This is a genomic window from Chitinophaga sp. SYP-B3965 (assembly GCF_009647655.1).
Classification (GTDB): Bacteria; Bacteroidota; Bacteroidia; order Chitinophagales; family Chitinophagaceae; genus Chitinophaga.
On sequence record NZ_WJFD01000007.1, the window covers coordinates 1 to 11561 of the forward strand.

At 42.6% G+C, this 11561-nt stretch carries 12 protein-coding genes; 8 read left to right on the top strand and 4 right to left on the bottom strand.

Going from position 1 to position 11561, the window contains the following annotated elements; genetic code table 11:
• The first annotated feature begins 243 nt into the window (after nucleotides 1-243).
• The 3 genes from GFS24_RS29025 to GFS24_RS26240 all read left to right on the top strand — a co-directional run bounded on the left by GFS24_RS29025 (nucleotide 244) and on the right by GFS24_RS26240 (nucleotide 3719).
• A complete protein-coding gene (locus GFS24_RS29025) occupies nucleotides 244-588 on the top strand; it encodes a hypothetical protein (protein WP_173003203.1) in 345 nt (114 codons plus the stop codon).
• A complete protein-coding gene (locus GFS24_RS26235; RefSeq protein ID WP_173003204.1) occupies nucleotides 585-1640 on the top strand; it encodes a WG repeat-containing protein in 1056 nt (351 codons plus the stop codon). The genes GFS24_RS29025 and GFS24_RS26235 overlap by 4 nt, the downstream gene beginning before the upstream one ends.
• A 165-nt stretch (nucleotides 1641-1805) precedes the next feature.
• The gene (locus GFS24_RS26240) at nucleotides 1806-3719 is read left to right on the top strand and encodes a family 10 glycosylhydrolase (RefSeq protein WP_253906601.1); all 1914 of its coding nucleotides are present in this window, start codon (nucleotides 1806-1808) and stop codon (nucleotides 3717-3719) included.
• Nucleotides 3720-3730: 11 nt separating this feature from the next.
• On the opposite strand, the gene GFS24_RS26245 is transcribed toward GFS24_RS26240, so the two are convergent.
• Nucleotides 3731-4288 (bottom strand): GIY-YIG nuclease family protein, encoded by a 558-nt coding sequence (locus GFS24_RS26245; RefSeq protein ID WP_153664973.1) that lies wholly within the window; start codon nucleotides 4286-4288, stop codon nucleotides 3731-3733.
• A gap of 49 nt (nucleotides 4289-4337) precedes the next feature.
• Complete coding sequence (locus GFS24_RS26250) at nucleotides 4338-6050, bottom strand: hypothetical protein (protein WP_153664975.1); 1713 nt, start codon at nucleotides 6048-6050, stop codon at nucleotides 4338-4340.
• A 422-nt stretch (nucleotides 6051-6472) separates the two neighbouring features.
• Between GFS24_RS26250 and GFS24_RS29360 the strand changes: the two genes are divergently transcribed.
• Nucleotides 6473-6598: a hypothetical protein gene (locus tag GFS24_RS29360; protein ID WP_256379103.1), complete on the top strand. Its 126-nt coding sequence runs from the start codon at nucleotides 6473-6475 to the stop codon at nucleotides 6596-6598.
• A 37-nt stretch (nucleotides 6599-6635) separates the two neighbouring features.
• Here the strand turns inward: GFS24_RS29360 and GFS24_RS26255 are convergent, their stop codons facing one another.
• Nucleotides 6636-7742 (bottom strand): AAA family ATPase, encoded by a 1107-nt coding sequence (locus tag GFS24_RS26255; RefSeq protein ID WP_153664977.1) that lies wholly within the window; start codon nucleotides 7740-7742, stop codon nucleotides 6636-6638.
• Nucleotides 7726-8436, bottom strand: coding sequence for an RNA ligase family protein (locus GFS24_RS26260; protein ID WP_153664979.1), 711 nt, complete (start codon nucleotides 8434-8436; stop codon nucleotides 7726-7728). The genes GFS24_RS26255 and GFS24_RS26260 overlap by 17 nt, the downstream gene beginning before the upstream one ends.
• Nucleotides 8437-8726: 290 nt before the next feature.
• On the opposite strand from GFS24_RS26260, the gene GFS24_RS26265 reads away from it, so the two are divergent.
• From GFS24_RS26265 to GFS24_RS26280, 4 genes are all read left to right on the top strand, one after another.
• Nucleotides 8727-9509 (top strand): glycoside hydrolase family 16 protein, encoded by a 783-nt coding sequence (locus GFS24_RS26265; RefSeq protein ID WP_153664981.1) that lies wholly within the window; start codon nucleotides 8727-8729, stop codon nucleotides 9507-9509.
• A gap of 16 nt (nucleotides 9510-9525) precedes the next feature.
• Nucleotides 9526-9921, top strand: a complete 396-nt coding sequence (locus tag GFS24_RS26270; RefSeq protein WP_153664983.1) for a hypothetical protein — start codon at nucleotides 9526-9528, stop codon at nucleotides 9919-9921.
• A 139-nt stretch (nucleotides 9922-10060) separates the two neighbouring features.
• A complete protein-coding gene (locus GFS24_RS26275) occupies nucleotides 10061-10402 on the top strand; it encodes a hypothetical protein (RefSeq protein WP_153664985.1) in 342 nt (113 codons plus the stop codon).
• A 55-nt stretch (nucleotides 10403-10457) separates the two neighbouring features.
• On the top strand, nucleotides 10458-11540 hold the full coding sequence (locus tag GFS24_RS26280) for an efflux RND transporter periplasmic adaptor subunit (RefSeq protein ID WP_153664987.1): 1083 nt from the start codon (nucleotides 10458-10460) through the stop codon (nucleotides 11538-11540).
• The last annotated feature ends 21 nt before the right edge of the window (nucleotides 11541-11561 follow it).

Genomic DNA, 11561 nt, shown 5'->3' on the forward strand with positions numbered 1-11561 from the left:
CGCGGAATGGTCCCTACTAAAAAACACTCCCCTAAAAAAAGCTCATCCAAAAAAAAGAAAAACCCTCCGCCCTTTCCTGCGCGGTATGGTCCCTACTAAAAAACACTCCCCAAAAAAAAACTCATCCAAAAAAAAGAAAAACCCTCCGCCCTTTCCTGCGCGGCATGGTCCCTACTAAAAAACACTCCCCGAAAAAAAGCTCATCCAAAAAAAAGAAAAACCCTCCGCCCTTTCCTGCGCGGCATGGTCCCTACTAAAAAACACTCCCCAAAAAAAACTCATCCAAAAAAAAGAAAAACCCTCCGCCCTTTCCTGCGCGGCATGATCCCTGCCAAAAACATCATAATAATCCCTATATTTATCCCACAATATCCCTATATGAAAATTAAACCTCTACAGAACAACGACCCGTGGTATGATAAAACAGGACTAGTAGTTTTCTTATTGATCGGCATGCCGATAATAGGCATCTATGGATTAGCCCGCTCTTCCACCATTTCTAAAGGCGGAAAGATCGGCCTTGTCATTTTCACCTTAATTGTATGGTCACTAATAGGTGCCGGAGCACGCATAGCACAATATCCATGAAAAAGCTCTTCGTATTCCTCCTGTTATTACTCACATCAGCCGCCTACTCCCAGCTCATGCCCTACAGGTTATATACAAAATGGGGTTATGCAGATATGACCGGCAAACTGGTAATCCCCGCAAAGTTTGATCAGGCCAACACGTACGATGAAAAATGCGCGCTTGTCATGCTGAAAGACAAATACGGCCTGATAGACAGTACCGGCAAACTGTTACTCCCGCTGAATGATGAGATCGAAATATATAGATGGCAGGAAAGAAAGTGGTATATACTGAAAACAGGTGGAAAATACGGCTTAGTCAATCCGGAAGGAAAGCTCATCCTGCCTGTGAAATATGATGAGGTGATCGTTGGGGGACAAGGCCCTTATGCCGGAGCAGCTACAGGAGATACTTATGTCAAGGTCACAAAAGATGGAAAGGTGCAGGAAGCCACAGCATCCGATTGGAAAAACCTTAAAAAGGTAACTATTGGAACAGTGGAAGGAGAGCCGTTTAATGATTTTGTTGAACCCTTCACGCTGAATAATAAAAAGGGATACCTGATACGTGGTAAAGGGGCCGGGTATGATTCCATCCCAGCCATCTATGATGCCTTCGATTTTTTCGATGGCGATTACAATGTAAGGATGGCAAAAAAAGATGGCCTGTGGGGCGTGATAGGCCCAAAGAATAACATCATATTCCCTTTCCTGTATGGAGTGATGGGGCGCTCTGCCAGCCCCAAATTTAATTTATATACCGGCATGCGATATGGCAAATACGGTATCCTGAAACCCAATGGTGATATCCTGATACCCTTTGAGTGGGACCGCCTGTCTTTTGCCAATGATGATTTCTGGTGTATGGCCTATAAAAACGGGAAAGTTGGAATTATCATCTTCGATGCCAGCGCGCCCATATTCATCGCCCCCAAATACAAAAGAGTAACAAGTGCCCCAGTGAAGATTTTAGAACACCAGGGTAAAAAGATCAGGTTCTTCTACGTAGGAACAGAACAAGGATATGGATTTGTGCGGGAAGATGGTGTAGAGTATTTCAAGGATAAGTAAGAAATATAGCTGTTATCAATGCATAATGTTATTTTTAAGTAATGAAGTTTTCTCCAAAACCATTGCTTTATGCTTAATAAAATATCAGTTTTCTGTGTCATCGTTCTCTGCTCCTGTTCTTCAACAAAACCCATTGTCCAAAAACAGCCTCCCGCCCTCACAGCCATGAAAGAATTCAGAGCCGCCTGGGTAGCCACCGTAGCCAACATTAACTGGCCCAGCAAACCCGGCCTCAGCACCGCAGCCCAACAAGCAGAAGCCTTACGCCTTATAGATTCCCTGAAAGACCTTCACTTCAATGCGATCATCCTGCAGGTACGCCCCCAGGCAGATGCTTTATATAAAAGCGATCTCGAACCCTGGTCCTATTACTTAACCGGCACACAGGGAAAAGCCCCGGACCCATATTATGATCCCCTGGATTTCTGGATAACAGCAGCACATGACCGTGGGATAGAATTACATGTATGGCTGAACCCTTACCGTGCTCATCACATATCAGGAGGCCCCGTAACAGAAAGTTCGGTAGTTACAAAAATGCCTAACCTGGTGATGAAACTGAAAGAAGGATATTGGTGGTTTGATCCTGCGCAGAAAGGAACACAGGATCATGGTGTAGCAGTAGTAATGGATTTAGTGAAAAGATATGATATAGACGGTGTGCAATTTGATGACTACTTCTATCCATATCCCTCTTATAACGGCAATGCAGATTTCCCGGACACCACCAGCTGGAAAGCATATCAAAAAGGTGGGGGGAAACTCTCCCGTGGAGATTGGCGTCGTGAAGCTGTGAACATTTTCATTGAACGTTTATACAAAGATATTAAAGCCGCAAAGCCCTACGTGAAATTTGGTATTAGTCCATTTGGCATGTATCGTCCCGGTTATCCATCAACCGTTCCTATCGGTTTTGATCAGTATGGAGAGTTGTATGCAGATGCAAAGCTCTGGTTGAACAAAGGCTGGATAGATTATTTCTCTCCTCAATTATACTGGACCATCAGATCTAACTATAGCTTTCCGCTGTTATTGCGCTGGTGGGAAGATGAAAATACATTACACCGTCACCTATGGCCTGGCATCAGTTTGGGCACAGATACCAGCGCCAGGAATACAGACGAAACGATCAACAAGATCATGATCACCAGGGGCATGATCCAACAAAGCCCCGGTGTGATACATTGGCATATTTCTTCTGTTACCCGTAGCCCAAACATGGCCAAAGCATTGGTCACCGGGCCATACAAACAAGATGCATTGGTCCCCTCAAGCCCCTGGCTGGATCATACACCACCAGCTATACCCAATGCAAAAACCGCTATAGAAGCAGATACGATGATGAGGGTCAGCTGGTCTCACCCTGATGAAAAGGATGTATTCAGATGGGTGATATATTATCAGTATGGCAGCAAATGGAATTACCAGGTATTCAATCGCAATGATCGTTCCGTGTTGTTGAAAACGATGGAAAGTGGAAAGTACATCAGCAACATTGCTGTTACCGCAGTTGACCGCACCGGTAATGAAAGCACACGCAAAGAAATTACACCGGTACTTACCACAGTAGCTATCATCCCCCGTTCCGGCTGGAATGCTGTAATACCTAAGCCATACAAATCACATAAACCGGTAAAGATCACCATCCACCACGAAGGTTCCCGTTTCGGCATAAATGATGATGCGCCGAAACATATCCGCAACGTACAGATCTGGGGTATGGGAAAAGACAGGAATTGGAGCGATATCCCTTACCATTTCCTGATTGCACCGGATGGTGCTATTTATGAAGGCAGGGATGTATTCACTGCCGGCGAAACCGCCACCGAATATGATCCTTCAGGTCACCTGCTGATCACCTGCATGGGTAATCTGGAAACAGACGAAGTGCCGGCGGCACAACTGCAATCCCTGGTCCGCCTGATCGCTTATGTGAGTAAGAAGTACCAGATCCCTTATGAAACAATTGCGTCTCACAAAGATTATTCTAAACAAACCGTTTGCCCCGGGAAGAATCTCTATGCTTACCTGGAAAATGGATATATCAGGAAGAGCGTGAAGGAGTTAGCGCTTAAATAATGCTGAAATAATTACTGTCTTCCAATAATTGGATGATATATATTTCTAAGTGCACTTTCAATTGAAGGAACAATCATGTCATAATTCTTCACATCTATAGGAATCCAGCTCACCTTAAATATCTCACCAAACAGGTTGGGCCTGGCTTTTAATTTCATGGCAAAAGTATGCTTTGTGCATTCCATGTGTATATGCTCATTAATACGACTACCTATATTTTTGGACTTACCTATGTAAAGCGGAATCCAATCATCAAACTTCTTGTGTTCACGTACTCTCTTATCTTTAATGCCTGGTACCCAGTAATGTTCCCAATCCTCCCATTTTATCCTAAATGAGGATACCCATTTTTCAGCGTCAAACAATGAATGTGAATTTTTAATTTCAAAGAAATAGACACCTTTTAATTTATTACTGGTAGGACGAATCCCGTTTGTATCGCCATTAAGTTCAAATTCCACACTATCAGTGAAACGAAGTTTTTTAGCAATCTCATTTATTCTTATCGCTTCTGCTGTAATAGTTTTATCTATATCAGCCAGTTCCTGTATACAGTATATTTCATCCATAAAACCTATTTTGTTGATGCTGAGACCAGTGAATGGTGTTTTCTGTTTTTTATTTGGCAAATAGCATCAATGAATAACCCATCTGTATCTGAGTAAAATTATTTGAATTGTTTAGCCGTTCATGTGTCCATCTAAAACGGAAGAACAACCTGGAGTCTTCGCCGGTCTTCATATATGCATCAAAGAACGGCTGGATCAATCCTTCCTTACTTGATAGTTTATATTCTTTATTCCATATCTCTGGCCTGATGTAATTACATCCTAGCGTAACTGCCCACCTGCTATCCGGGTTAAAGCTGAAGCTGGAAGTAAATTGAAGATAAGAACTATTGAGCGGTACAGATGTCTCCTTAACGGAATCTGTAGAAGTGGCTATTCTGGTCCTAAACCAATAAGCTCCGACGTTTAGTACGTTCCAATTTAACTTCAGTTGCGGAAAGCTGAACTTTATTATGTCCAGCTTTAACCCCAATGAGGCTAGTTGATACTGGTAAAGTTGAATCGGGTCAATCTGTTTATCTATAACGCTTGCGCTGTCAACAAACCGATTATTTTCTTCCAGCTTTGAGAATAATAATCTTGGTTCAATTGAACCGAATAAGTTTAAATAGGGAGACCGGAATTTTGGATTCCGTATAATAAAGGTGCCGATTTTTTGCCTGCCAGCGCCGGAGTTGTCCATATCCTTGCTAACATCGTCTCTTTTCTCTTTTGTAGTATCTCTCATATATAGATCATAAACGCTTTCTTTGGTATTCTTCCTGTACCCATTATCGTTTCTAATTTTTGGATCCACCCTTTTCAGATCAACTTTGGAAAGAATGCCTTCATTGCGCCGCCCGAACAATAATCTGTACTTTGTATTGAGATTGATCTTCCTGATAGCCTCAATCTGAATTAAACCATTCGGCTGTTCCTGGTCAAGACCTGCAAAATCAGTAAAAGCAGCTATGTTGAGGATTTTTGACCGTTTTTCTTTTTTAAGTTCTATGATCGGGGTGGTAGGGATGATAATATACCTGCTGTTTGCCGGACTATAATCCTCTTTATCATTTTCAAGTACGATGTCGTATATCAATAATTCAGACAATTTTATATACCTGACAAGCCCTTTTTCACCATTGCAATTATAACAGTATAGGTTTACGTCTGCTAATTTTTCCGGGTCAAACTTTCCGGAAATGCTAATTGGATATTGATTCTTAAATTCCAGAAACTGGGTAGGACTTTCTGAAGAAGCTTGAGCATTGTAAGGCTTTATAAGATGGGCTTTAATGTTTTTTATGGCTCCGTCTGCAATTTCAATATCCACCTTGCTAATTTGGTGTCCGGCCGTAAGTCCGCTTAATCTACCCTGGTAATAAACAGAACCGTTAGATCGCAAATAACTTCTGATATTATCTCTCCTTAAGATCAAGTATGCTGTTACAGGCTCATCATCTTTAAAATCAATCTTTGCTTGTATGGAAAAGAATACCTCAAGGCTTTTGTCTTCTAATGTTCCACGATCTGTTTCCTTCATAACCTTTCCCATCTGTTCCACAAACATTGCCTTAAATATATCTTTCGAAAATTCGGAAAATTGGTATTCCGGAGGATCATCCTTTGGAGAAGTGGTATCAGATTCCTTCGTTTCATCTATATCACTTACACCTTTTGCAGTAGGATCAATAGTACTGATCTTAAAGGTATAGCTTGTTTCATTTATTTTTATGAACGCATAGTTATATGCTTTCTTTTCGTAAATGAAACTACCGAGCATACGGTAGGAAGTACTTTGAGAGAAACAGGGGAACACTAATAGTAACAGGCATAATGCCATCGGGTAAGGGAGGAGGGATTTTAGGGACATATTTCAGACTTAGTTGATGAGGTATTGGGGTAACTGATTATTCTTTTATTCGCGTATAAGTATTTACTAAATATAGTATTAACCAGACACTCTGGGATCATTTGTTTTGAAGCGGTTAAAAGATAGTATTTATCCTTTTAAGATACATCCGACGTTAGCACTTGAGAAATCTGCATTAGTTAGTTATTCATATATAAAACTGAAATAAATTATTAAAAACTTCATTTCCATAATCCCCGGAGTTACTGCTCTGATCTGCTCCATTTCGTTTTCTTACAATTTTACCGCAAGCTGCACCGGTATTTTTGTGATATAATTTAAAACGATAAAACATGGAACAGTCAACAACCCTCGCATTTTCACTTGACGCTTACAAAGTGATAAAGAAAGTGATCAAATACACGCTTTATGCAGCGATCATTTATTTCGCAATCGAAGGATTTATAGCGTGGGAATAATTAAGTATCCCCGTAGAATTACCTCCACGGGGACTTATTAGTTAATGTGATACACCACATCATGCGCTTCCCATAATGCCGGCACCTCCATTTTGCGTATCAGCCTCTCCTGAACAGCCCTTGGTACTACCGCCTCCCTGCTGCTATTCTGATGATGCAGTTTAGCATAAGGTACTTCTACATATACGATCTGTACTTCCGCTTTATAAGTAAGGAAGAGATCGATCAGCTGGCTGCGCATTTGACGGGTGATATTAGTGGCATTCCATACAAAGCTTTTTTTGCTGCGCAGGTATTCCCTGGCTTTTTCCTTTGCAGCCTGTATGGCTTGTCCATTGCCTGTTTTGTCTGTAGCCTCCGTTTTCCGTTCCCGCCTGATCTCATCCAGCGAGATCACAGGCAGAGCAGGAAAATTTTTCCGGATATAGGTGTCCTTACCCGCACCCGGTAGTCCACTCATCAAAACTACTTTTGTTTCAGGATGATCAAAAGGTACATAGTCCGGATAAGCATCATCCTTTTGCAAATAATACATACGTGCATGGCCAGATGTAAAAGAGCGGGTAGTACCCCAGCATCCGTGTTCCTTACAAAACTCCACAAAACAATCTACCCGGTAAAGCAGGTCTTCTTTATCGTGGCAGGTCCTGCCCAGCACATCAGCCCTTGCCAGTAATGCCAGCCATTCTGTATTCACTTCCAGGCTGGCCATGATAATCGTTTTTAATGGATCACGTTTTTCCAGTAGCCACAACGGTAAACTATGATGTTTAACGAGACCAAAGATTTGTTCCCTTATAGAAAAAGGTGTGGGAATATCATGATAAAGGATCACCCGCGCTGTCTGCGCTCCTTTACGCGCATGCCCTTTGGAAGTGATCCTTCCATCCGCTTCTGTAACTGTTGTGCTACGTTTTTCCACATCATGCAGTAAAGCCGCAGCCCAGAGGATTTCCTGATCCTCTGGGGAAAGAGATTGATAAACAATATCCTGTTCCAGTTCGGCCAGCACCATTTGTGTATGTATGGCTACATTACCTTCTGCATGATGGATACTGTCCTGCGGTATTTCCTTCATTACCTTCACCCAATCGAATTGATCCTCCAGTTGTTCCCACGATTTATTATTACTGATGGTCCACATAATTACCTCCTTCGTAGTTTAAGCCTGCCCGTTTCCAGTTACGCGTCCAGTGTTCGTCTGTTTGCACATGTCCTTTTCTCACGTACTTAAATACATTCCGGGAGAAATCTTCCTGCGCATAGCTATCTGTATTGCGCGTAACAATACCTTCCATGATTGTTGGCCGTTCATTTCCCGCATCATGAGGATCGAAGCCGCCACGGCCTGCAACGATTGTCTTCACCTCATTTTCAAATGCCGTTCTTTCCATTGCCGGTGTAAAGACACTGATCTCCGGTACTACCGGTAATGCAAGCATCGCCGCATAGAATTTCGTTTCTTCCCAGCTCAGCCATCTTCCGTTTTCCCGTACTGCGAACACAAAAAAGCGATGCGGCAGTTGACGATATGTTATGGAATGGATAGCATAAAGATTCTCGAGGAAAATTTCCAGTGGCCCAAGGTCGTTTTTGATACTTTGCCAGAAGCGCCGGAGGCTTTCCGTCCATGGAGAAACTGCCTGAGCAGCATGAGAGCGTGCAAACACACCATACCTGGATAAACAATTGTTTTCTCCGTCCAGCTTTTCCGTATGCACCAGTTGTGGGATCTTTTTAAGATGATCCCAATAATCATGCTGGATCCGGTCGTCACTGGAAGTGCCTGGCGAGAAGGGGTAATGATATGTACGGCCGTATTTTTGTGAAATAGCCATGTAATTAATTTTATATCAACAATAAACTTCCACACAGCGGCAGGGCTGCCGCTGCAATAACCTGGTTTAATATGTTGATCCAATTACATGGCCCAAAGGTTTGCAGTTTTTTTGCGAATGGATGCAAAGATAAGTGAATAGTTTGATGTTATTTTAACCAAATCAATCCCGTAGCACTTGTGTAAGATCACCGTATCATTACCGTATCCATCCTATAGCCTCCCCTAACGGCGAATATCCTATCAAATTTAACAGGAAAATAAGCATCCGTTTATTATCATTGCACTCGTATGAACAAGCACAGCTACCTTTTATTACTCCTGCCACTGTTATTCGGAAACTGCAAAACTCAGCAAAAAACAAGCGGCAACAAACGCTGGAAACTGATCTGGGAAGACCAGTTCAACGGCACGGAACTCGATACCACCAAATGGACAAGAATATCCAAAAACAACGCCGACTGGGGCCGCCACATGACCACAGACCCGCAATGTTATGACATGAAGAACGGAACCCTGTTCCTGAAAGGCATCAATAACCCCGATACCCTCAAAGACCCGCGGCCTTTCTTAACAGGAGGCATCTACAGCAAAGGCAAATTCAACTTTAAATACGGGAAGATTGAGATCCACGCAAAACTGGAATGTGCACAGGGCGCCTGGCCTGCCATGTGGATGCTTCCGGAAAAAGGAAAGTGGCCTGACGGCGGAGAGATAGATATCATGGAACATCTGAATTACGACAGTATTATCTATCAAACCACGCATTCCCGGTACACGCATGAACTCAAGCAAAAGAACAACCCGCCCAGTTCTGCTAAAGCAGGATTGAACATTGCAGACTTCAATACTTTTGGCCTGGAATGGTATCCGGATAAACTGGTATTCACGCTCAACGGAAAAGAAACATTCACTTACCCCCGCGTAGCAAACGTAGACCCTTCCCAATGGCCATTCGATCAACCTTTTTATATCCTGATAGATCAGCAGCTGGGAGGAAGTTGGGTAGGAAAAGTAAACCCTGCAAATTTACCCGTTCAAATGATCGTGGATTGGGTGAAGGTGTACCAATAGTGCGTATATTTAGCATATGCACACCCTCATCCTTATACTTTCAATTACAGTATATCTTGACGGACATATCAGGCCAATCCCTACAACCCGTCTCACCATCTTTGTAAAAGAAGAGAATAAGATCCTGGCAAAAACTACCACTAATAGTAAAGGTGATTTCTCTTTAACATTCAACTCCGGAAGTGGAAAATCTTCTGATTTTTATTACACCGGGGAAGGCATGGATACCTTGCTGTTGGCCTCCATAAAACAATTCGAAAATGAAACGCCCAATATAACTTTTAGCATCCCTGCCAGGCGCAAAAAGAATGCTGCCGGAAAAGTGATCTGCCCTAAATGCGAGAAAGCAGATCATGTGAAGCAACTCAATACCACAAGGTATTATTGTGAGAAGGATAAGGTGAAATTTTAAAACCACCTTAAAAAACCATATATCAATAATACCACTATATTAAAATCTCCTTAAAAAACAAAAATTTAACCTTTTCTTACCGCAAATCAGGCCCTCTGATTTTCTTTCGCCTCAAAGTTTTACTATTTTTGGCACCCAAATGCGAGTTGTTATATTTTTGATATGTCTGGGTTACCTTCTGTTGGGAGGGTACAACTATATTCATATAGGCAGCCATCAAAATGCCATCACGCAGCAAAAATTCACCCTCAGAACCGTCATTAAGAAAGCCACCACAGAAAAAGAAGCCGAATACCTCATCATGGATGAAGAAGAAGATGAGGAAACCAATAATTCATTTGTCAGAAAATACATCGTGCTGGCCAGGGGCTATTTAACCCTCTCTGACCAGTCCAATTTAAGTGATCACTACAGCTGCCCGGGTGCCCCACCCAATTATTGCAGCCCCAGGTATATTACACAAGGAGCTTTAAGGATCTGATCTCCTCAGGTCCCTTAGTTTATTCATTTCAATCGCTCAATATCCATTTAATATCATGAAAAGAATTCTCGTGTTCGCGAGCTTGTCTGCGTTATTATACCAAACAGGCTGTGTATCAAAAGCAGAAGAAAAAGAAGAAGCTGGTAAGTATGTTGCTACCAGTCCTTTGAAGATAGATACTTCTTTTACCAAGGAGTATGTTTCACAGATCCGGTCTGTCCGGAACATTGAAATCAGGGCACAGGAAAAAGGCTTCCTGCAAAACATCTATGTAGATGAAGGGCAGTTCGTAAAAGCCGGTCAGCTGCTGTTTAGGATCATGCCGAAAATGTATGAAGCAGAACTGTTAAAAGCAGAAGCAGAAACCAAAGCCGCAGAGATCGAATTACAAAACGCTACTACGCTGGTAGACAAAAATGTGATCTCAAAGAATGAACAAGCCATGGCCCAGGCCAAACTGGATCAGGCAAAAGCAGAAATGGCACTGGCCAAACTGCATCTCTCTTTCACAGAGATCAGGGCTCCATTCGACGGAACCATCGACCGCATCCCATTGAAACTGGGAAGCCTCGTGGACGAAGGGGAGTTAATGACCAGCCTGTCAGATAACACCCAGATGTTCGCCTACTTTAATGTATCCGAACCCGAATACCTGGAATACCAAACCAATGCAAAAGGCCGCGCAAACAGCAAAGTAGGTCTGCTGCTGGCTAATAACCACCCGCTTCAGTATAAAGGGGATGTAGAAACCATTGAAGGTGAATTCGATAGCGAAACAGGAAATATTGCTTTCAGGGCAAGGTTCCCGAACCCTGATAAATTGTTGAAACATGGCGAAACAGGAAAGGTACTGATGACCGTTCCGCTGAGGGATGCATTGGTGATCCCGCAAAAAGCCACTTACGAGATCCAGGATAAGATGTATGTTTTTGTACTCGACAAGAACAACGTCGTGAGATCGCAACACATTTCCGTATTGGGCCAGATGCCTGATCTGTACGTGATTGAAAGTGGTCTCAAAGAAAGCGACAAGATACTGCTGGAAGGTGTGCAAAAGGTAAAAGATGATGACAAGATCGAATTCGAATACCAGGCTCCGAAGGAAGTGATCTCTCACTTGCGGTTGAGAACGGAATAGTGATTCATTTCCTAAAAAAGT

Coding starts and splice junctions, on each gene's coding strand:
- GFS24_RS26270 (WP_153664983.1), top strand. CDS start 9,526: ATGCACACCCTCATCCTTATACTTTCAATTACAGTATATCTTGACGGA.
- GFS24_RS26245 (WP_153664973.1), bottom strand. CDS start 4,288: ATGGATGAAATATACTGTATACAGGAACTGGCTGATATAGATAAAACT.
- GFS24_RS26240 (WP_253906601.1), top strand. CDS start 1,806: ATGAAAGAATTCAGAGCCGCCTGGGTAGCCACCGTAGCCAACATTAAC.
- GFS24_RS26235 (WP_173003204.1), top strand. CDS start 585: ATGAAAAAGCTCTTCGTATTCCTCCTGTTATTACTCACATCAGCCGCC.
- GFS24_RS26250 (WP_153664975.1), bottom strand. CDS start 6,050: ATGCTCGGTAGTTTCATTTACGAAAAGAAAGCATATAACTATGCGTTC.
- GFS24_RS26280 (WP_153664987.1), top strand. CDS start 10,458: ATGAAAAGAATTCTCGTGTTCGCGAGCTTGTCTGCGTTATTATACCAA.
- GFS24_RS26265 (WP_153664981.1), top strand. CDS start 8,727: ATGAACAAGCACAGCTACCTTTTATTACTCCTGCCACTGTTATTCGGA.
- GFS24_RS26260 (WP_153664979.1), bottom strand. CDS start 8,436: ATGGCTATTTCACAAAAATACGGCCGTACATATCATTACCCCTTCTCG.
- GFS24_RS26275 (WP_153664985.1), top strand. CDS start 10,061: ATGCGAGTTGTTATATTTTTGATATGTCTGGGTTACCTTCTGTTGGGA.
- GFS24_RS29025 (WP_173003203.1), top strand. CDS start 244: ATGGTCCCTACTAAAAAACACTCCCCAAAAAAAACTCATCCAAAAAAA.
- GFS24_RS29360 (WP_256379103.1), top strand. CDS start 6,473: ATGGAACAGTCAACAACCCTCGCATTTTCACTTGACGCTTACAAAGTG.
- GFS24_RS26255 (WP_153664977.1), bottom strand. CDS start 7,742: ATGTGGACCATCAGTAATAATAAATCGTGGGAACAACTGGAGGATCAA.